The 18,831-nt window shown below is 69.3% G+C and carries 19 protein-coding genes (1 of these 19 only partly in view); 9 read left to right on the plus strand and 10 right to left on the minus strand.

Translation table 11 applies throughout. The features are described from left to right. A protein-coding gene (locus QE363_RS18395; protein ID WP_309697607.1) for a spore photoproduct lyase family protein crosses the window boundary here: on the minus strand, positions 1–124 show its 5' portion. 887 nt of this gene lie to the left of the window's left edge; the window shows 124 of its 1,011 coding nt (coding positions 1–124); the start codon lies at positions 122–124; the stop codon falls past the left edge of the window. A 196-nt stretch (positions 125–320) separates the two neighbouring features. Here QE363_RS18395 and QE363_RS18400 point away from each other — a divergent pair, with 196 nt between their 5' ends. After that, positions 321–1,163: a type 1 glutamine amidotransferase gene (locus QE363_RS18400; RefSeq protein WP_309697609.1), complete on the plus strand. Its 843-nt coding sequence runs from the start codon at positions 321–323 to the stop codon at positions 1,161–1,163. A gap of 13 nt (positions 1,164–1,176) precedes the next feature. Here QE363_RS18400 and QE363_RS18405 read toward each other — a convergent pair whose 3' ends face one another. Both QE363_RS18405 and QE363_RS18410 read right to left on the minus strand, forming a co-directional pair. Continuing rightward, complete coding sequence (locus QE363_RS18405; protein ID WP_309697611.1) at positions 1,177–2,121, minus strand: DUF1080 domain-containing protein; 945 nt, start codon at positions 2,119–2,121, stop codon at positions 1,177–1,179. 115 nt (positions 2,122–2,236) lie between these two features. Then, a complete protein-coding gene (locus QE363_RS18410) occupies positions 2,237–3,667 on the minus strand; it encodes a L,D-transpeptidase family protein (protein WP_309697614.1) in 1,431 nt (476 codons plus the stop codon). Positions 3,668–3,867: 200 nt separating this feature from the next. On the opposite strand from QE363_RS18410, the gene QE363_RS18415 reads away from it, so the two are divergent. The 5 genes from QE363_RS18415 to QE363_RS18435 all read left to right on the plus strand — a co-directional run bounded on the left by QE363_RS18415 (position 3,868) and on the right by QE363_RS18435 (position 7,989). Continuing rightward, on the plus strand, positions 3,868–4,383 hold the full coding sequence (locus tag QE363_RS18415) for a DUF882 domain-containing protein (protein ID WP_373424649.1): 516 nt from the start codon (positions 3,868–3,870) through the stop codon (positions 4,381–4,383). A gap of 159 nt (positions 4,384–4,542) precedes the next feature. Beyond that, positions 4,543–5,256 carry a bacteriorhodopsin gene (locus tag QE363_RS18420; protein ID WP_309697616.1) on the plus strand — a complete coding sequence of 238 codons (714 nt, stop codon included), beginning with the start codon at positions 4,543–4,545 and terminating at the stop codon, positions 5,254–5,256. Continuing rightward, positions 5,253–6,164: a Brp/Blh family beta-carotene 15,15'-dioxygenase gene (locus tag QE363_RS18425; protein WP_309697619.1), complete on the plus strand. Its 912-nt coding sequence runs from the start codon at positions 5,253–5,255 to the stop codon at positions 6,162–6,164. Before QE363_RS18420 ends, QE363_RS18425 begins: the two co-directional genes overlap by 4 nt. Beyond that, complete coding sequence (locus QE363_RS18430; RefSeq protein ID WP_309697621.1) at positions 6,161–6,934, plus strand: SDR family oxidoreductase; 774 nt, start codon at positions 6,161–6,163, stop codon at positions 6,932–6,934. Before QE363_RS18425 ends, QE363_RS18430 begins: the two co-directional genes overlap by 4 nt. Before the next feature lie 68 nt (positions 6,935–7,002). Further along, positions 7,003–7,989: an amidohydrolase family protein gene (locus QE363_RS18435; RefSeq protein ID WP_309697623.1), complete on the plus strand. Its 987-nt coding sequence runs from the start codon at positions 7,003–7,005 to the stop codon at positions 7,987–7,989. 19 nt (positions 7,990–8,008) lie between these two features. On the opposite strand, the gene QE363_RS18440 is transcribed toward QE363_RS18435, so the two are convergent. After that, positions 8,009–10,378: a membrane-bound PQQ-dependent dehydrogenase, glucose/quinate/shikimate family gene (locus QE363_RS18440; RefSeq protein ID WP_309697625.1), complete on the minus strand. Its 2,370-nt coding sequence runs from the start codon at positions 10,376–10,378 to the stop codon at positions 8,009–8,011. Between the two features lie 182 nt (positions 10,379–10,560). Between QE363_RS18440 and QE363_RS18445 the strand changes: the two genes are divergently transcribed. Both QE363_RS18445 and QE363_RS18450 read left to right on the plus strand, forming a co-directional pair. Beyond that, the gene (locus QE363_RS18445; protein WP_309697626.1) at positions 10,561–10,806 is read left to right on the plus strand and encodes a hypothetical protein; all 246 of its coding nucleotides are present in this window, start codon (positions 10,561–10,563) and stop codon (positions 10,804–10,806) included. Between the two features lie 118 nt (positions 10,807–10,924). Further along, complete coding sequence (locus QE363_RS18450) at positions 10,925–12,886, plus strand: EAL domain-containing protein (protein ID WP_309697628.1); 1,962 nt, start codon at positions 10,925–10,927, stop codon at positions 12,884–12,886. On the opposite strand, the gene QE363_RS18455 is transcribed toward QE363_RS18450, so the two are convergent. After that, positions 12,887–13,798, minus strand: coding sequence for a crotonase/enoyl-CoA hydratase family protein (locus QE363_RS18455; RefSeq protein ID WP_309697630.1), 912 nt, complete (start codon positions 13,796–13,798; stop codon positions 12,887–12,889). 193 nt (positions 13,799–13,991) lie between these two features. On the opposite strand from QE363_RS18455, the gene QE363_RS18460 reads away from it, so the two are divergent. Beyond that, positions 13,992–14,363: a hypothetical protein gene (locus QE363_RS18460; protein WP_309697632.1), complete on the plus strand. Its 372-nt coding sequence runs from the start codon at positions 13,992–13,994 to the stop codon at positions 14,361–14,363. A 21-nt stretch (positions 14,364–14,384) separates the two neighbouring features. On the opposite strand, the gene QE363_RS18465 is transcribed toward QE363_RS18460, so the two are convergent. From QE363_RS18465 to QE363_RS18485, 5 genes are read right to left on the minus strand one after another with little or no spacing between them, the layout of a single operon-like run. Next, entirely contained in the window at positions 14,385–14,705 is a 321-nt protein-coding gene (locus QE363_RS18465) for a hypothetical protein (RefSeq protein ID WP_309697633.1), read from the minus strand. Positions 14,706–14,715: 10 nt separating this feature from the next. Further along, on the minus strand, positions 14,716–16,221 hold the full coding sequence (locus tag QE363_RS18470; RefSeq protein WP_309697635.1) for a DUF2779 domain-containing protein: 1,506 nt from the start codon (positions 16,219–16,221) through the stop codon (positions 14,716–14,718). 4 nt (positions 16,222–16,225) lie between these two features. Then, a complete protein-coding gene (locus QE363_RS18475) occupies positions 16,226–16,594 on the minus strand; it encodes a hypothetical protein (RefSeq protein ID WP_309697638.1) in 369 nt (122 codons plus the stop codon). Between the two features lie 29 nt (positions 16,595–16,623). Next, positions 16,624–17,220, minus strand: a complete 597-nt coding sequence (locus QE363_RS18480) for a response regulator (RefSeq protein WP_309697640.1) — start codon at positions 17,218–17,220, stop codon at positions 16,624–16,626. Beyond that, positions 17,217–18,812, minus strand: a complete 1,596-nt coding sequence (locus QE363_RS18485) for an ATP-binding protein (protein ID WP_309697642.1) — start codon at positions 18,810–18,812, stop codon at positions 17,217–17,219. The genes QE363_RS18480 and QE363_RS18485 overlap by 4 nt, the downstream gene beginning before the upstream one ends. Between the last annotated feature and the right edge of the window lie 19 nt (positions 18,813–18,831).

The raw sequence follows: 18,831 nt of genomic DNA on the forward strand, positions 1-18,831 counted from the left end.
CGGCATAGGCGCGGCGCGGATCGTCGGGCAGATCGAGCGACAGGCGATCGCCCGACAGGGCCTCGACCGTCACCCCCAGCGCGGCGGCGCGCTCGGCTATGGCGCGGCCATGGGGGAAGGTCATTGCGGAACGGGTGACCAGCAACCGGCGCGGTCGCCATGGTGCCGGTCGGGCTGTCTGGGAATCTGCGGCAGGGGCCATCCCCCGCTCAACGATCCGGGCCTTCCGATGGTCCACCGGAATTTTCGCGCCGGATGAGCCATTTGCGCAGCCACCCGGTGGGCCGGGCGTTACCCCTGCTCACCATCGAAAGCCGCATGTGCCCCATTATCTGATTGCCCAGAGCGAATTGCCCGACGAACGCCAGGCACGGCGGAAGCGGGCCGGCAAGAGTTCGGGCGAAACCTATGCCGCGACCTTGAAGCAGATGCAGCCGGGGGTCGAGACCAGCATCCTCTCGCCCGCCGATGACGACGGGGCGATGCCCTCGGTCGAGCGGCTGGCGGCGTTCGATGCCATATTCCTGACCGGATCGCCGATGCACGTCTATGACGACGGGCCCGAGGTGCGCCGCCAGCTCGACTTCATGACGCGGGTCTTTGCTGCGGGCGTGCCCTCCTTCGGGTCGTGCGCGGGGTTGCAGATCGCCGTCGCCGCGGCGGGCGGGCGGGTGCGCAAGATGCCCGAGCGGATGGAGGCGGGGATCGCCCGCCGGATCAGCGCCACCCAGGCCGGGCGGACGCATCCGCTGCTTGTGGGCCGCCCGGCCAGCTGGGACGCCCCGGCGGTCCATGGCGACGAGGTGCTGGAGCTGCCGCCCTGCGCCACGCTGCTGGCGAGCAATGCGGTGACCCGGGTGCAGGCCGCCGAGATACGCTTCGACCGGGGTGTCTTCTGGGGTGTGCAATATCATCCCGAACTCGCCCTGCGCGAGATCGCCATCGCGATCGCGGCGCAGGCGGCCGACTTGGTCGAGGCGGGGCTGGCCGAGCAGGAAGACCAGGTCCGGGCCCGCGCCGCCGAGATCGATGCGCTGCACGACGCCCCCGACAGCCGCGCCCTGCGCTGGCGGCTGGGGGTCGATGGGGAATTTGCCGAGGAAAGGCTGCGCCGCCGGGAAATCGCCAATTTCCTCGGCAATCTGCCTGGCTTGCGGGGTTAGCCCCCGCTGTTGCCTATGGCTTTGCCGCGACGATCCGGGGCAGCGTCCTGATCGGTTCGACCGTGATCGCTCGGAACCAGGTTTCGGCGCCTTCGGACTGAAGCTGGATATGGCCATGGGTCAGCGGCTGGCGGGAGCCGTCCGGGGCGATCGTCGCCAGGTCGCGCACCTCGGCGACCGGCACGCCGTTGACCACATGCACCGCATGATCGCCGACGACATAGAGGTCGAGCGTGTTCCAGGCACCGACCGGGCGCTCGGCATCGGTCGCCGCCTCGACATTCCAGGTCGGCGTCCCGTTGACGATATCAACCTGCCGCCCGCCCAGGCGATAGCGCAGGTGCGGCGCGATCAGCCTGGGGTCGAAGGCGACATCGGTATGCCCGCGCACCTTGCCCCCGACCGCGACGATCATGCCGGTCGATCCGGTCATGATCTCGAATTCGGCCGAGGGTCGCCAGGTGCCGAACACCTCGCCGGGCACGCCATGGCTGTGATAGAGAAGGCCGTTGTTGCGCGGCTGGTCCGCGCGCGGGGCCCAGGTCCTGGCGCCCCATTTGAACTGCAACCGCAGATGATAGTCGCGCAGATCGGCGCGGTGGACCAGGCTGCCCCAGGTCTGCCCCTTCACCCAGATGGCCGGTGCGCCGTCCACCTGCCGGACCGCGAAGTCGCCGCCGGTATCGCGGCCCGTGCCGATCGGGCGCGCACCGGGGTCGGCGCGATAGGTGATCGACGGATCGGCATAGCCCAGCCAGGGGGCCCAGCCCGTCAGGCTGCGTCCGTCGAACAGCGCGACCCGCTTGCCCGTCGCCTTGGGCAGATCGACCAGCCGCAGCCTTTGCGGCGCGGTCACCGGCTCGCCCGCCATAACGCGGGCCTGTTCCTTGGAATCCTGCGCCAGCGCCGGTGTGGCCATGACGGCCAGCGCCATCCATGCTCGATCGAACCGCATCATCGCTCCCCTCTCCCACCCGTTCGGTGATTGTCGAGCAATCATAGCGCGTTATCACTAACAGGCGAGCCCGATTTCGCGGCGCTGGATCAGAGTTGCGGCGACGCGGTCGGCCCGATCAGGGACCGACATCGGCCGCGCCGCTCTGGACCCGCAGGGCCTTGCCCGCCTTGAAGCCCAGCGCGGCACCGACCCGGTCGTCCCAGCCATAGGGATCGTTGCGCACGATCGGTTCGCCATCATCGTCGAACAAGACCGTCTGATAGAGCAGCCGGACGGGAATCTGGTGCGGCAGCTTGACGAAGGTCTCCTTGCCGGTCTCGCGCGCCTTGTGCCATTCGTCGAGCACGCCCTCGTCCCTGGCCAGCATCTCGGCAAAGCCCAGCGCGTCCTCGACCCGGACGCAACCATGGCTGCGCTGTCGCTGGACCATGCCGAACAACGCCTTGGCGGGGGTGTCGTGCAGGTAAATGGCATGGTCGTTCTGCATGTCGAACTTGACCAGCCCCAGTGAATTCTTGGGTCCGGGCTGCTGGACGATCCAGCCGTCCTTCCACACCATGTTGTTCGCGCGGAGATAACCGGGCCCCTTCTTCGCCAGCTCCTTTTTCTCGATCGAGCGGGGCACCGTCCAGGTGGGGTTGGCGACCAGCCGGAAGATCGGCGATCCGAGCTGCGGCGTCTCGGTATCCGGCTCGCCGACCACCACCTTGCGGGCATCGACGATCTTGCCATCGCGCCAATAGGTCAGGCGCGCGGCGGCGATGTTGACGTCGATCCGGGTCGCGGGCGGGCGGCGCTCCAGCCAGCGGAGCCGCTCCATCGCGACCGCCACCGCGCGCGCGCGGTCCGCATCGGACATGTTGAGGATGGCGAGCGCCTCGCTGCCGATGATGCCGTCGGGCTTCATCCCGTAATCGGCCTGCATCCGGCGTACCGCATCGACCATGGCGGGCGCATAGCTGTCGCCCCGCGCGGCGTCGGGCGCCAGATAGTCGAGCACGACCAGCTCGCGCGCGATCGCCGGAAGGCGGGGATCGGTCGCACCGGGCTTGATAGCCTCGCCATTGCCCTCGATCCGGGTGTCGGGATTTTGCGGCTGGCGGACCAGCTTCCCATAGGCGTCGGACAGGCGCTTGTAGTTGGCGTCCTGCGGCGCAAGGCCGTCGAGCCACTGGGTCAGGTTACCGGCACGCAGCGCGGCGGCCAGCCCGGCTTTCAGGTCGGGCGAGGGCCGGGGCACGGTATAGACCTCGTACAGCTTGGTTGGGTCGGTCGCGCCGCGTGCCAGCGCCGCGGCATAGCGCAGCGCCTGTTCGTTGAGCGCGGCGTCATCGCTGGCCGTCGCATCGAACGCCATGTGGTCGAGCCCATGCGCCACGCGTCCCTCGATCGCCTGACGAAGCTGCGACCGGGTCCGGTCGCTCCAGGTCGCGGGGCCCGCCGGTTGGTCCGCCTGCGCGGAGGCATTCTGATCCGATGCGACCTGGCCACCGCATGCCGACAGTATCAGGCCCAATGCCAGTGACGTCCCCATCCGTTTATGCACGTGCAACTCCCTCATTCCGCTCCTGAAACGCACGGGGAGCTAAGCGGCTCCCAAGCCTGCGGATCGGGCGAATGGTGGCGTCGGTGCGACAAGGGGCATGCGGCCGGGCGACGGTGTTAAGCCCTGTTGCGGTAGAAGCGGCCATCCCTCTTCGACGGAATCGAACCTTGTCCAACTCCTTGTTTTCACGCCGAGACCTGATGAGCGGCGGCACCGCCGCGCTGGTGATGGCGGCCCTGTCGGAACGCGTGTCGGCGCGCACGCCGGAGCGTCGGCTGGCGCTGGTCAACGCCAATACCCGCGAACGCTGCGACGTGTGCTTCTTCGCCAATGGCCGCTACCGCGCCGACGGGCTGGCCGAGCTGAACCATGCCATGCGCGACTGGCGGACCGGCGCGACGCGGACGATGGATCCCCGGCTGCTCGACCTGCTGGTCCATCTGCGCGACCGGCTCGACATCGCGCCGAACAAGCCGTTGCGGCTGGTGTCGGGCTATCGCAGCCCCAAGACCAACGGCGCGATGCATGCCCGCTCGCACGGCGTCGCCAGCAAGAGCCAGCACATGCTGGGCAAGGCGACCGACATCGCCATTCCGGGCGTGCCGCTCAACCGGCTGCGCGACGCGGCGCTGTCGCTGCGTGGCGGCGGGGTCGGCTATTATCCGCATGACGGCTTCGTCCATGTCGACACCGGCCCCTTGCGCCACTGGAGCTGACCGGGGCGACCGCCGGTTCGGGCGCGCGACGCGATCCTCGCGCAAGCCAGTGCGGGACTGCCGCCGATTAACATTTTCGTCATGCCGGATCGACACCGCCAAACCCCGGTTAAGTCCACAGGGTCGGCCTGTCGTCGTCCCGTAACGGGAGAGTGGTCGATGGAATGGATCGCATTTCTGGTCGGCTTTACGATCATGTCGCTGGGCTCGCTCGCCATCTATGCCAAGGGCAGCAAGACGCCCCCCGCCCTGCACCACACCATGTTGCACGCGACGGTGCCCTTCATCGCCGCCACCGCCTATCTCGCCATGACGTTCGGGATCGGTACGCTGGTCCATATCGACGGATCGGTGGTCTATCTGGCGCGCTATGCCGACTGGTCGGTGACGACGCCGATCCTGCTGGCGGGGCTGGTGCTGCTGGCCTTTCATGATCGCGGGCGGACGGGGGAAGTCGGCGGCTATCTGACCGCGATCATCGTCCTCGACGTGCTGATGATCGCAACCGGCCTGATCTCGTCGCTGGCGATGGTGCCGGTGCTGAAATGGGTCTGGTATCTCTGGTCCTGCGCCGCCTTTGCCGGTGTCCTCTATCTGCTCTGGGGGCCGCTGCGCGCCATGGCGGTCGAACGCGGCGCGGCGATGGGCGCCGCCTATCGCAAGAATGTCGCGTTCCTGACGGTGATCTGGTTCCTCTATCCGATCGTCTTCCTGATTGGGCCGGAGGGGTTGAAGATCATTTCCGACCCGACCTCGGTCTGGGCGATCCTGATCATGGATGTCGTCGCGAAGGTCGTCTACGCCTTCTACGCGGCCCGCAATCTGGACGACGCGCTGCGGTCCGGGACCGACCACCGCGACGCGCGCGCGTGACGCGGCCTGCCCTGGCGCTCGGCCGGGGTGTGCTGGCGGGGGCGGCCCTGGCCGCCTCCTTCGGTTCGCTGGGCGTGCAACTCGGCTTTGCGATCCTGGCGATCGGCGTCATCGGCATGGCGCATGGAGCGAGCGACCTGGCGGTCGTGCCCCCCTCAAGGCGACGATCCTTCCTCGGGCTGTACGGCGGCGTGTCGCTGGTCTGCCTGGCCTGGTGGAGCGCCTTTCCCGCCATCGCGCTGCCGCTGTTCCTGATCGCCTCCGCGCTGCATTTCGCGGCGGAAGAGGACGCCGCCATTTCGCGGCTCCAGCGCGGGGCGCTCGGGATCGGGCTGATCGCGATACCGGCGGTGCTCCATCCCCAGGGCTATGAAGCGCTGCTGACGCTGGCGGGCGGCATGTCGGTGCCCTCCCCCGTCCTGGCCGCGCTGATCGCCGCAGGGGGCATCGCCGGCGGGTTGCTGTTCCTTCGCGCGGGTCGGCGACGCGATCCGCTGCTGGCGATCACCACCGCCGCGCTGTTTCTCCTACCGCCGTTGGTCGGGTTTTCGGTCGGCTTCCTCCTTCTCCACGCGCTGCCGCAGACCGACGAGCGGCGACGGCGGATGGGCTGTGCCAGCCACCGCGCCTATCTGCGCCGGACGGGCCCGATCCTGGGCGCGGCGGTGCTGCTCGCCGGGCTGGTCGTGACGCTGTTCCTGCATGTCGAGGCGAGCGGTATTCGCGGCCTGTTCGCCGCGATCGCGGCGCTGGCCATGCCGCATCTGCTGGTCACCCCCGCCTTTAGCCGCGATCGGACTCAAGACCGCCCGCCCTGCCCCCGGAACAGGCATGGATCGTATCGAGTTCCCCTGCCGAGGATTCACCCGACCATGATCCCGCCCCGGCGGGAAGGAGCAACCCCATGAAGACCAACGGCAATACGATCCTGATGACCGGCGGCGGCAGCGGCATCGGCGAAGCGCTGGCGCACCGGTTCCACGATCGCGGCGATACCGTCATCATCGCCGGGCGGCGGCAGGACGCGCTGGACCGCGCGGCGGCGGGGCGGGAGCGTATCCATACCGCCGTCCTGGACGTCGAGGACAATGCCGCCGTAGAAGCCTTTGCGCGGCAGGTCGTCGCCGACTTCCCTGCGCTGAACATCCTGTTCAACAATGCCGGGATCATGCGGTTCGAGGACCTGTCCGGCCGACGCGACCTGTCCGATGCCGAGGCGACGGTGACGACCAACCTGCTCGGCCCGATCCGGCTGACCAACGCGCTGATCGACCATCTGGTCGCCCAGCCCGATGCGGCGATCGTCAACGTCACCTCGGGTCTGGCCTTCGTGCCGCTGGTGGCCACGCCGACCTATTCGGCGACCAAGGCGGCGATCCATTCCTACACCGTCTCGCTGCGCACCCAGCTGGCGGGCAAGGTCGAGGTCATCGAGCTGGCCCCGCCGGGCGTCCAGACCGACCTGACGCCGGGTCAGGCCAGGCGTCCGGGCTATATGCCGCTGGAAGCCTTTGCCGATGCCGTCGCCGCGCAGTTCGCCCAAGTCCCGACCCCGTCCGAGATCCTGGTCGACGAGGTGCAGTTCCTGCGTCAGGCGGAACGTGAGGGCCGGTTCGGCGAAACGCTCAAGACGCTGACCGAACGCGCCGCCGCCCAGCGCAAGGCGGGCGATGCCTGACCCGTGCCGCCGCGCTTCCCGCGCGCCGGGCGCAGGGCTATAAATGCCTTCTTCGTAAGGACCTGCCGATGCGTCTGATTGCGATCGAGGAACATATCCTTCCCCAGGAGGTGCGCGACGCGTGGCAGGCGGCACCGCCGCCGCACGACCCCGTCTCGGCCTTTGCCGATGGCGGGGACAATGGGCGGCGGCTGGCCGATCTGGGCGCGGCGCGGATCGCGCTGATGGACGAGCAGGGCGTCGACGTGCAGGTCCTGTCGCTCACCACGCCGGGGCTCCACAATCTGGCGCCCGGCGTCGCGGTCGACATGGCGCGGCGGGTCAACGACCGGATCGCCGAGGCCTGCACGCGGCATCCCGACCGCTTCCAGGGGCTGGCCGCGCTGCCGACGCCCGACGCGGACGCCGCGCCACGCGAGCTGGAGCGCGCGGTGCGCGAGCTGGGGCTGAAGGGCGCGCTGTTGTGCGGGCGGACGCGCGAGCGCCATCTGGATCATCCCGACTTCCGCCCGCTGCTGGCCCGCGCGGCGGCGCTCGGCGTGCCGCTGTTCATCCATCCGCAGACGCCGCTGGCCGAGGTGCGCCAGGCCAATTATTCGGGGATCGGCGAGACGGCGGACCTCGCGCTCGCCGCCTTCGGCCTGGGCTGGCATTACGAGGCCGGGCTGCAATGGATCCGGCTGGCGGCGGCCGGCGTCTTCGATGCGCTGCCCGACCTCCAGATCATCCTGGGCCATTGGGGCGAGGTGGTGCTGTTCTATCTGGAGCGGACCGCCGCCGTCTTCGAACGCGCGCTGACCCTGCAACGCCCGCTGGCGGACTATGCCCGGCGCAATCTCTACGTCACCGGCAGCGGCATGTGGAGCGAGACCTATCTGCAACGCTGCCTCGAGATCGTCGGGCCGGAGCGGCTGCTCTTCTCGACCGACTTTCCCTATCAGTACCGGCCCGGCGGAGCCCCGCGCCGGTTCCTCGATACCGTCCCGCTCGACGAGGCGGCACGGCGGGGGCTGGCGCATGGCAATTGGGAAAGGCTGACCGGCGCGTTCGGATAGAGCGGCCCGCCCGGCCTTCTTAACTCGCCTTGGGCAGCGCATAGGCCAGCGTATAGTCGCCATAGCGCGTGCCCAGCGCGCCATGGCCACCGGCGGTGATGACGACATATTGGCGGCCGTCACGCCCGCGATAGGTCATCGGCGTCGCCTGCGCCCCGGCGGGCAGCCGCGCCCGCCACACCACCTTTCCGGTGTTCAGGTCATAGGCGCGCAGATACTGGTCGGTCGTCGCGCCAATGAACGCCAGCCCGCCCGCGGTGATGATCGAGCCGCCCAGATTGGGCACCCCGGTCTTCAACGGCACGCCCAGATGCGATCCGAACAGCCCGGTATCCTGTGCGGTACCCAGCACCTTCTTCCACAGGATGCGCCGGGTGCCCAGATCGACCGCGGTCAGATGGCCCCAGGGCGGCGCGACACAGGGCGCACCGAAGATTCCCACCCACGCCTTCACCACCGCGACATAGGGGGTGTTGTACTGGGTCTGGAGTTGCGCCTGCCTGGCATTTTCGCCGCCCTGCTTCTGCTTCATCAGCGATGCGACGCGCGAGTCGTCGCGGCGCATCAGCCACAGCTTGAACGGCATCTCCATCGTGTTGACCGTCATGATGCCCCGCACCGGATCGACAGCGGCCCCGCCCCAGTCGGTGACGCCGTCAAAGGCGGGGTGGCCGATGATCGGCCGCAGGCCCATCGGCTGATAGATGCCCGTCCCCTGCGCGCGGCGGATGTCGATGCGGCAGAAGAGCTGGTCGATCGGCGTCGCGCCCCAGGTCGCGACCTCGGTCGGCGCGGGCGGGGTGAAGCTGGGCATCCCGGTCGAGAAGGGCTGGGTCGGCGACACCCGCACGCCCGGCGTCGCGCCGTCGGTGCGCACCGGCTTTTCGGTGATCGCCGCGATCGGGGCGCCGGTCAGCCGGTTGAGGAAATAGACCTGCCCCATCTTGGTCGTCTGGATCAGCGCCGGGATCACCCGGCCGTCGGGCGCGCGATAGTCGAACAGCGAGGGACCGATCGGCAGGTCCATGTCCCACATGTCGCGGTGGACCAGCTGCCGCGTCCAGCGCAGCTTGCCGGTGGCGATGTCGAGCGCGACGATCGAAGAGCCGAACCGGTCGTCGAACGGACGGCGATAGCCGATCCAGTAATCGGGCGAGGCATTGCCCGTCCCCAGATAGACGATGCCATTCGCCGCATCGGCGGTGATCGCTCCCCACACATTGGGGGTGCCGCGCGTATAGGTCTGGCCTTCGGGCAGCGGCGCGATCGCATCCTGCGACCGGCCCACGTCCCAGGCCCAGACCGGTGCGCCCGATACCGGATCATAGGCGCGCACCACGCCCGAGGGGATGTCGCGATTGACGTTGTCGATGATCCGCTCGCCGATGATCAGCCGGCCATTGACCACGACCGGCGGCGTCGTGCCGATCTGGTCGGACGGCCGCGACGTGCCCATATTGGTGCGTAGGTCGATCGCGCCGTTGTTCGCAAAGCCGGTGCAGGGCCGCCCCGTATCCGCATCGAGCGCGACGAGCCGCGCGTTGAAGGTCGGCGCGAAGATGCGATGCGGGCAAGGCGTCCCCGCAGGCGCCTCGAAATAGGTGACGCCACGGCACACCAGATAGTTGTTGCCCTGGATCGGCGCGTCCTCGTGCCAGCTCCATTTCGTCTTGCCGGTCGTCGCGTCGATCGCCTGGACGAAGGAATGCGGCGTACAGGTATAGAGCGTGTCGCCGATATGGATCGGCGTCGCTTCCGAATGATATTCGCGCTTGTGCGCCTGGCTCTCCGCCGCCATCGGCAGGTCGCCGGTCCGCTGGGTCCAGGCGAGTTCGAGCCGCCCGACATTCTGCGGCGTGATGTCCGCCAGCGCCGAGTAACGCCGCCCCGACAGGGTGCCGCCATAATCGCGCCAGTCGCCATCCGCTTCCCCGGTCGGCGCGGCGGGCAGCGCGACGCCGGTCGGCGCCTGCTGCGCCTCGACGCCCTGCCCTCGCAGCCCCCAGGCGCCGATTCCCAGCGCGATCAGCCCCGCCGCCAGGGCGGGCACCGCGCGCGCGCGCGACCGCCAGGATCGACCATGCAGCCCCGTCAGCAGTACGAGGCCGAGCAGCACGGTCGGTGCGACCAGCCGCGGGACGAGCTGGAGCCCGTCCAGCCCCACCTCCCAGAGCGACCAGATCAGCGTGCCGACCCAGATGGCGACGAACAGCCAGCGGCCCAGCGGGCTCCCCCGTCCGAGCAGCGCCCCGCTCGCGACCATCGCGACACCGACAACCATATAATAGGGCGATCCGCCCAGCGATGCGAGCACGCCCCCGGCCACCGCAAAGAAGCCGCCCAGGATCGCCACGCACCATGCGAGGACCAGCCGGTATATTCGCGCCATCGTCTTGCCCCTTGTTTCTGTAAGCGCCTCAACGCGCCAAGGGTCTTGAAGTCCCAAGATAAATTGATTTTCATCAAAGGCGCGGCGCCGCCGATGCGATACGCGTCACGAAATGTCCGATGGCGGATCGGTCATGGTACCGATCCCAATCTGCTGCGTTGGGGCCTTTTTGGAGAGCCATCATGATCGACCCCAGCACAAGCCGGATCGGCATCCGCCGCGCAGGCGAGATGGCGGCGGTCTTCATGATCGGCGACGGAATGCTGGGCCTGTTGCAGCCGACACGGCATGTCGCGCTGTGGCGGTCGCGGGTCGGCGCGGTGGACGGGATGGTCCGCCCCTTCGCCGGGCACCCGATGCGGCGGCGCGCCTATGGCCTGTTCCAGATCGCGGCGGGTCTGGCCCTGGCCGCCCGGCTGACGCGATAGGGACCACGGCGTTCCGGCGAACCGGGCGCCCCGTCGCCCGCATCCGCAGATACAGGGGAGGAGCGAAGCCCTATCGACACCCGGAAAAGATGCGTTAGTCACCGGTCAGGAGATTGATATGAAACGCATAATCCTCCGGATGAAGCGATTGCGGCAGGCCGATCACCAAATCTCGTCGCAGGTTCGCGCCGTGTTGGTGGACTCGCTCTATGCGTCTCCCCGCTCCTTGGTCATCGGGGCGCTGACCAGCAGCGCGATCGCGGCGGTGGTCGCCTGGTATAGCGACGACCATTGGCTGATCGCCTGTGCGATCGGCATCGGCCTGGTCGGGTTGGGCCGGATCATCGACACGCTGTCGACGCGCGGATCGATCACGGTGCGCGAGCAGGAACGCGGCTATCGCCTGGGGGCCCTGAGCTATTCCGCGCTGCTGGGTCTGTTCGGGCTGCTGACGCTGACCCGGACAGAGGACGGCGTCCTGCATCTCCTGTCCGTCACGACCGCGATCGGCTATGCGGCGGGAATTGCGGGGCGCAATGCCGGGCGGCCGCTGATCGCGCTATCGCAACTCTGCTGTGCCTCGCTGCCGCTGGCGCTGGGGCTGCTGATCCCGCTGCATCCGCTCAAGGCGCTGATGGCGGCGGTCATCCTGCTGTTCGTCATCGCGATGCTGGACATCACCCAGCAGACCTATGCCGTGATCCTGCGCGCCACCGTCGCCTCCGAGGAAAAGGCCGCGCTGGCCGAACATCATGCGCGCATGGCGCGGCGCGACGACCTGACCGGCGTGGCCAACCGCACCGCCTTTCGCGAGCATTTCGAAGAACGGCTCGGCGGCCTGTCCGCATCGGGCGGCAAGCTGGCGCTGCTCTGGCTCGACCTCGACCGGTTCAAGGAGGTGAATGATTCCTTCGGCCATCTGGCGGGCAACGAGTTGCTGGTCGCGGTCGCGCGGCGGCTGGATGCGCGGTTCGGCGACAGCGGCATCGTCGCGCGGCTGGGCGGCGACGAATTCGCGGTGCTGTGCCATATCGCCCAGACCGAGACGGCCGAGAGCATCGGCACGACGATCCTCGATCTGGTGCGACAGCCAGTGCCGTTCGGCGGCCACAGGCTGCGCAGCTCCGCCTCGATCGGCGCGGCCGTCGCGCCCGACGATGGCTGCGACGCGGACACCCTGTTGAAGAATGCCGATCTGGCGCTGTACCGCGCCAAGGAGAGCGGGCGCGGGCGCTTCCACCTCTATGAGCCGCTGATGGACGAGAAGATCGAACGCCGTCGCCAGCTCGACGCGGCGATGGAGGGCGCGCTGGAGCGGGGCGAGTTCCACCTGCTCTTCCAGCCGATCTACGGGCTGGCGCAGGGCGGCATCACCTCCTGCGAGGCGCTGTTGCGGTGGAACAGCCCGGAATTCGGCCCGATCTCGCCGGGCGAGTTCATCCCGATCGCCGAGGAGAACGGCCTGATCGTCGCGATCGGCGACCGGGTCCTGCACCAGGCCTGTCGCACCGCCAGCGCTTGGCCGCCCGAGGTCACGGTCGCGGTCAACCTGTCGCCCGTCCAGCTGCGCACGCCCGACCTGACCGCCACGGTCGTGAGCGCGCTCCGCACCAGCGGCCTGCCCCCGAAGCGATTGACGCTGGAGGTGACCGAGACGGTCCTGCTCGACGATGTCGAACGCTCGCTGGCGGCGCTGACCGAACTCAACCGGATCGACGTGTGCACCACGCTGGACGATTTCGGGACGGGCTATTCCTCGCTCAGCTACCTCACCCAGTTTCCGTTCCAGACGCTGAAGATCGACCGGTCCTTCGTCGTCGACCTGGAACATAATCCCGCCTCGATCGCGATCATCCAGACGATCGTCGATCTCGCCGCCAAGCTGGGGATGCGGACCGTGGTCGAGGGGGTGGAGACGCCCGCCCAGCTCGACCAGCTGCGCCGGACGCGGTGCGATGCGGTGCAGGGTTTCCTGCTGGCCCGGCCGATGACCGCCGAGCAGATGGCCGGGCTGTTCACCGACCGCACGGTCGGCGCGCATGACCCCGGGCAGGAGCATCCCCTGCCCGAGGCCGGTTGATCAGCGCGCCGCCTTGTCCCGCAGGCGGGTCTGCGCGGCGACCAGCCGCTCCATCCGTTTCAGATCGCCCTCGGTCAGCCGGAGTGCGGCATCCGCCCACAGGTCGACCACCGCCTCCAGCTCTTCGAGCGGCAATGGATTGACCGCGCGCGACGCCTCATAGATGGCGCAATGCGCGCTGTGCCGCCTCTGGTTCTGGCGGATATAGTCGGCGACCATCCGCCGCCCCTCGCCCGGCGCGGCCAGGCCATGGACCAGCCCCATCTCGTACAGCTCCTCGGCGCTGTAGGTCCGGCCGCTGAGGATCATCTGCTCCGCCCGCGCCGCGCCCAGCCGCCGCGACAGGAAGCAATGCGCCCCCATGCCGGGGAACAGGCCGAACATGGTTTCGGGCAATCCGAAACTCGCGCCGCGCTCGGCGATGACGACGTGGAAGGACAGGAGCGCCTCGAACCCGCCGCCCAGCGCATCGCCTTCGGCCAGCGCGATGGTGACGATCGGCCGGTCCAGCCCGCGCATGTTGCGGTAGAGGATCTGCACGCAGCGATGGCCGTAGCGGACCAGCGCGGCATGGTCGCGGGTGCGGATGGCGTGCGCGAACAGATGCAGGTCGCCGCCCAGCGAGAAGACGCCGGGGAAGCGCGAACCCAGCACCAGATAGCGGATCGGCATCGCCCCCGTATCGACGAGTTGGGTGATGTCGTCCTGCCACCGGACGAAATCCTGCAGCAGATCGGGGTTGAAGCTGGGCCGGGTCCGCGCCCGCATATCGGTCCACAGGGTCTGTGTGTCCGGATCATAATGGGTATCGAGTTGCTCGAAGCGAAGCATGGCGCTGGCCGTCGGCACCGCGGCCGTGGCGGTTGGCCGATCGCGACGGTCGGCGGCCAGTTTGATGTCGTAAGCGGTCATGGATCATACTCTCTGTCGTGCAGCCCATTGCTGCACGACGGAGATAAGCCCGGCGGGCCAGCCTCTACCCTTGGCAAAACGCCGCGCCGACAAAGACTTAACACAGCATATTTTCGCACTGCCCGGATAGCGGCGGGCCGCCCAGGGGCCGATGCCGTGTTGATCCCGCCCATGGCTTGTGTCAGGCAAAGCCATGCAACCCCATATCCGCGCGATCGTCGCCGCCTCGGTCCATGCCTTCGTCACCGGCCGCAAGGTGGCCGGGCTCTACGACCAGTCCACGGCCCGGCATCTTCGGATCGCGGCGGAGGCGCGGGGGCGGCATCTTCAGGGCTATGACGGAGAGCGCAACGCGAAGTTCGGCGGCACCCTGCCCGAACTGCGCGACACCGGCGCCGACGCCGCGATCCATATGGAGGTCGAGGACGACGCGGCGCGGGGCTATGACAGGAGCAGCGCCAGCCACTTCACCGCCAAGGTGGCCGACCAGATGGTGCAGCTATACGATCACGCCAACGGGGCGTGGTTCACCTTCGAGATGCAGAGCGCCCCGCCCAGCCCGTGACGGGCGCGCCCCGCCCCCGGATCAATTGCCGTCGGAGTCGACCACGACTACCACCGGCCGCCCCCGCGACGTCGGTTCCCAGCCCGCGGACAGGGCCGCCCGGACGCAGCGCATGATCGTCGCATCGTCGAGTTGAAGGCGGCCGCGCGGCAACCCCTTCAACAGCCGCTTGGGCGGCGGGAATTCGACCAGGGCTTCGCGCTTGGCATCGTGCTGGAGCAGCCCGATCGTCATGCCCTTCCACCCCTCGTCATCCGACTGATGGGGTTCGCTGTGCAGGTGCCAGTCATATCGGGCGCCATCGACTTCGACCGTACCGGCATTGTTTCGGGATTTCGACATGGCGCGCGCCCTAGCATGCCGACCCGGGTTTCGCCCAGACCGCCGCCCCGCCGGTCGGGGTCGCGGGTTCGATCAGGCGACGATGGATCACCCGCATCGCCTCCACATCCCGCCCGCAATAGAGCCGCAAGGCTTGGTCGAGCGCCAGGCGGCGACCCGGCGCGCAGTCGGGCGCGCTGGCCTCCAGATAGGCTTCGACCGCATCGCCGCCCTGCTTCACCGCCAGCCCGGCATAGTCGAGATGCGGCGCGATCGTCGGCAGCACCGCCTTGATCGACCAGCTGCCGCGCTGGTCGCGGTGATACCAGTGATCGCGCGCGACGGGCAGCAGGTCGACGATCCGGTCCGCCAGGCTGGTCAGCGGCGCCGCCAGATCGGGAAAGCCCAGCGCGAGCCGTTCGATCACCCCGCGCTCGAAACTGGCATGCCAGGCGATCACCGCGCCGGTGGCGGGCAGCGCAGCCAGCGCCTCGGCACAGACACGACGCGGATCAAGGCCGTCGAGCGACAGGAATTCGCGGCGGGCGATGCGGCCATCGGCCTCCTCGATATCGGCGACGAACTGGAACGGCACCTGTTCATAGGGACGGCTGCCCGGCCAGACCGGCAGCGCGCGCGACACGGTTTCGAAATCGAGCCAGATGCGGGGATAGGCCCAGTCGCGGGTTGCCGCCGCCGCGCCCGCCGGATCATGCTCGACGGCGCCCGTCATCGTCGCCCGCTGGATCCGGCGGTCGGTATCGGACCGGAGTTCGTCCACCGGCACGCGCGTCAGATCCTCAAGGCCACGTGCCGCGAACCGCTTGCCCGCACCTCGCGGCAGGATCGACACCGGCCATTCGGGGCCGGGCGGCAGGCCGGCACCGCAATACGCGTGGAAGCCGCACGGATGCGGCGCCCGGCACTGATCGCCCGGCAACGTCTGCGGTTCGTCGCCCGCCAGCACGTCCCGCGCGCCGCCCAGGGTCGCGGATCGCTCGGCAACGATCCCGGCGATCCGATCGGTCACATCGGCTTCCGCAAAGACGCCCGAAAGGTCGCCGCCCGGCGGCAGGTCGAATTCCCGGTCGAGGTGACGGACCGCCGCCGAGGCGATCGTCAGCCCGTTCCCCTCGGCCGCCCAGCACTGGGTCGCGACGGTGCCCAGATGCTCGGGCTTGGCCTTGGTCGCGCTGCGCACGTCGATCAGGCGCCAGCGGTCGTCGCTCGCGGGCATGGCGATGGCGATCGTCGCGCAGAGCCCGTCGCGCTCGAACGCGGCGTTCAGGACGGGGCGCCGCTCGGCCAGGGCGGCGCGTGTCGCGGCGACTGCGGCGGGCCAGCCCCGACCATGGTCGATCGCCGTCGCGCCGGGACATTGCCGCTGCGCCTCGGCCTTGACCGCCTGCGCGGCGGCGCGGCGGGCATCGGCCTCGGCATTCTCCTCGACCGACGCCGCATCGGGGCGAAACCGCATCAGCCACAACAGGCGCGGGCAACGCTCGAAGGCGGCCAGCCGGGCGGGCGTCATCGCCATGCGATCACGAGGCAAAGTCGCAGCCCTCCACGCCCCATCCGGTCCAGCGGCGGAGCATGTCGCGCGCATCATCCGACGCCTCGTCATCCTCCATGGCATCGAGCAGCGCGGCGTGGCGATCGATCCTGGCCAGCCAGTCGGCGCGGACGGCCTCTATGTCGCGGGGTAGCAGATAGCGTTGCCACAACCGGGCCACGCGCCGCTCCGCGAACAGGCGCGCCAGCACCGCGCGGGTCCGCAGCAGCGGAAGGTCGCCATGGTCGCGCCGCAGGACGGCGAACATCTGCGAGGGATAGAGTTCGCGCTCGCGGTCGAGCATCGCCAGGATCACGGCATCCATCCGCGCCTCCTCGGGACTGGGCAGGGTCGGCATCGTTCCTCCTGGATCTTGCGGGAGAGGCATTAGCGGGCGAGCGCGATCAGCTGGGCCAGGCCATTGGCCCCCGTCTTGGCCATGATCGCGGCGCGGTGATCCTCGACCGTCTTGATGCTGAGCCCCAGGAGGTGCGCCACCACCTTGCTGCTATGGCCCAGCACCACCAGGTCGAAGACCTGCCGTTCGCGCGCGGTCAGCGCGGCGGTGCGCGCGCGAACGGCGCGCTGATGTCGCGACCAGGCGACACCCTCGGCCACCGCCGCGATCAGGCGGCGCTCGTCGAATGGCTTTTCGAGATAGTCGAGCCCGCCATAGCGCCGCACCGAGTCGACCGCATTGGCGGTGGTCGGCCATGCCGTCATAAACACGATCGCGACCGCCGGATCGATCTCGCGCACCCGGTCGGCGAAACCGAAACCGTCAAGATCACCCATCATGATGTCGGTCACGACACAGTGCGCGGGCGCGTCGGCATAGGCCGACAACAGGATAGCGGGGTCGAGAAACGGTTCGGCGGCATGGCCATGGCGGACCAGCAGCCGCGCGACCGCCGCCCCCAGGTCGCGGTCGTCATCGACGATATAGACGATCGAGCGCGTGGTGTCCGGCCCCCCCTCGCTCATTGCCCCGCCCCCGCGAGCGGCAGGGTGAGCGTGGCGCAGACATCCCCCGCCGCATTGGCTTGCCGGGTCAGCGTCCCGCCATGCGCCTCGACGATGGCGCGCGCCACCAGCCCGCCGACCCCCATGCCCGGCCGCATCGCCTGGTCCGGTGCGCAGCGATTGCGGATGCCGATCCGGACCATGTCCCCCTCTCGGGCCGCCGCGATCCCCACCGAACCATCGCAAGCCTGCAAGGCATTGCGGACGAGGTTCACCATGGCCTGCGACAATTCGATCTCCTGCCCCAGCACGAACAGGTTCGGATCGATCGGATCGATGGTCAGCACGGTCCGCGCCGCCTTCGCCTCCGGCCCGACCAGCGCGGCGACCATATCGATCAGCGCGGCGACCGGCAGCGCGCTGGGTTCGTCCACCGCGCGCCCGCCAAAGCGGCGCAGGCGGCGCACCAGCTGCGACAGGGTCGCCGCCTTGCGGTCGATCAGCGCGGCGGCCTCGGCGATTTCGGAATCGGCATCGGCCGCGATCACCCGCAAATGGCTCGCCTCGATGGCGATCGTGGACAGGGGCTGGCTGATCTCGTGGATGACCGCGACCGACATGGCGCGCAGCGTCTTCAGCCGCTCGGCCTGGAACAGCATCCGGTCGCGCCGGGCCAGATCGACCTGCGCCTTGGCCTGTGCGTCCGAAAAGCTGCCCGCGAGATAGCCGACCACGACCACCGACGCCAAGCTCATGTGCAGCGCGAGCCGCTCGGCCAGCGGCAGCGGGCCGGTGGTGAACGGCAGGGTGATCGCCGCGACGACGAGCACCGCGCACCAGCCCGCCGTCCGGCCGAAGCGCAGCCCGATCCAGGCCACCGCCAGCAGCCCCGGCGTTACCGGCGTGCCCAGCCCGACCGCCGCCAGCAGCACCGCCAGCGCCATCGCCGTGCCGAGCACCAGCGCCGCCTCGCCCAGCGCCAGCATCCGCCCCCGATCGATCCGCGCCACCCGTCGCCATCCGGGCGCGCCCTGCACCGCCCAGAGCAGCGGCGGTGCCACCAGCATGACCCCCAGCAGGTCGCCGACCATGAAGTTGGTCAGCGACGCGACGAGGCGCGACGCGCCGTCCGCCCCGGTCAGTTCGGGATGCCACAACGCCCAGGGCAGCGACGCCAGCGACGCCGCGACCGGGGCCGCGACCGATCCGATGGCGAGCGGCATCGGCGCGACGCCGAGGGTCGATCGCAGATGCGGCGCCAGTCGCCGGACCGCCCACACCACCGCGCCATAGGTCAGCGGCGGTCGCGCGACGCCGATCATCGCCATGATCCAGCCCGGCGCGCCCGGCACGATCACGCCGTTGGCCGTCTGAACGACCAGTTCGGCCATGGCGATCGCGGGGGTCAGGCGCGGTCCCCGGCTCCACAGCAACGCGATCCGAAGACCCGCGGCCGGATAGAGCAGCGAGTAAAAGCCCTGCCCGCCCCACATCGCGGCGACATGGTGCGACACCAGGAACGCGACCGCATAGCCCGCGATCCATGGCAGGTCGGCGCGGCGGGGGCGCACCGAACGGAGCAGGGACGACAGGAAAGCGCGGACCGGGATCATCACCGACTCCTTAGCCGGA

This window comes from Sphingomonas sp. SORGH_AS_0870 (genome assembly GCF_031453175.1).
Taxonomy (GTDB): Bacteria; Pseudomonadota; Alphaproteobacteria; order Sphingomonadales; family Sphingomonadaceae; genus Sphingomonas.

What these genes read in the sequence shown, in the direction of transcription:
- QE363_RS18440 (WP_309697625.1), bottom strand. Translation starts at nt 10,378, where the DNA reads ATGGCGCGAATATACCGGCTGGTCCTCGCATGGTGCGTGGCGATCCTG.
- QE363_RS18460 (WP_309697632.1), top strand. Translation starts at nt 13,992, where the DNA reads ATGCAACCCCATATCCGCGCGATCGTCGCCGCCTCGGTCCATGCCTTC.
- QE363_RS18450 (WP_309697628.1), top strand. Translation starts at nt 10,925, where the DNA reads ATGAAACGCATAATCCTCCGGATGAAGCGATTGCGGCAGGCCGATCAC.
- QE363_RS18415 (WP_373424649.1), top strand. Translation starts at nt 3,868, where the DNA reads ATGAGCGGCGGCACCGCCGCGCTGGTGATGGCGGCCCTGTCGGAACGC.
- QE363_RS18445 (WP_309697626.1), top strand. Translation starts at nt 10,561, where the DNA reads ATGATCGACCCCAGCACAAGCCGGATCGGCATCCGCCGCGCAGGCGAG.
- QE363_RS18430 (WP_309697621.1), top strand. Translation starts at nt 6,161, where the DNA reads ATGAAGACCAACGGCAATACGATCCTGATGACCGGCGGCGGCAGCGGC.
- QE363_RS18405 (WP_309697611.1), bottom strand. Translation starts at nt 2,121, where the DNA reads ATGATGCGGTTCGATCGAGCATGGATGGCGCTGGCCGTCATGGCCACA.
- QE363_RS18420 (WP_309697616.1), top strand. Translation starts at nt 4,543, where the DNA reads ATGGAATGGATCGCATTTCTGGTCGGCTTTACGATCATGTCGCTGGGC.
- QE363_RS18470 (WP_309697635.1), bottom strand. Translation starts at nt 16,221, where the DNA reads ATGGCGATGACGCCCGCCCGGCTGGCCGCCTTCGAGCGTTGCCCGCGC.
- QE363_RS18480 (WP_309697640.1), bottom strand. Translation starts at nt 17,220, where the DNA reads ATGAGCGAGGGGGGGCCGGACACCACGCGCTCGATCGTCTATATCGTC.
- QE363_RS18435 (WP_309697623.1), top strand. Translation starts at nt 7,003, where the DNA reads ATGCGTCTGATTGCGATCGAGGAACATATCCTTCCCCAGGAGGTGCGC.
- QE363_RS18455 (WP_309697630.1), bottom strand. Translation starts at nt 13,798, where the DNA reads ATGACCGCTTACGACATCAAACTGGCCGCCGACCGTCGCGATCGGCCA.
- QE363_RS18485 (WP_309697642.1), bottom strand. Translation starts at nt 18,812, where the DNA reads ATGATCCCGGTCCGCGCTTTCCTGTCGTCCCTGCTCCGTTCGGTGCGC.
- QE363_RS18465 (WP_309697633.1), bottom strand. Translation starts at nt 14,705, where the DNA reads ATGTCGAAATCCCGAAACAATGCCGGTACGGTCGAAGTCGATGGCGCC.
- QE363_RS18475 (WP_309697638.1), bottom strand. Translation starts at nt 16,594, where the DNA reads ATGCCGACCCTGCCCAGTCCCGAGGAGGCGCGGATGGATGCCGTGATC.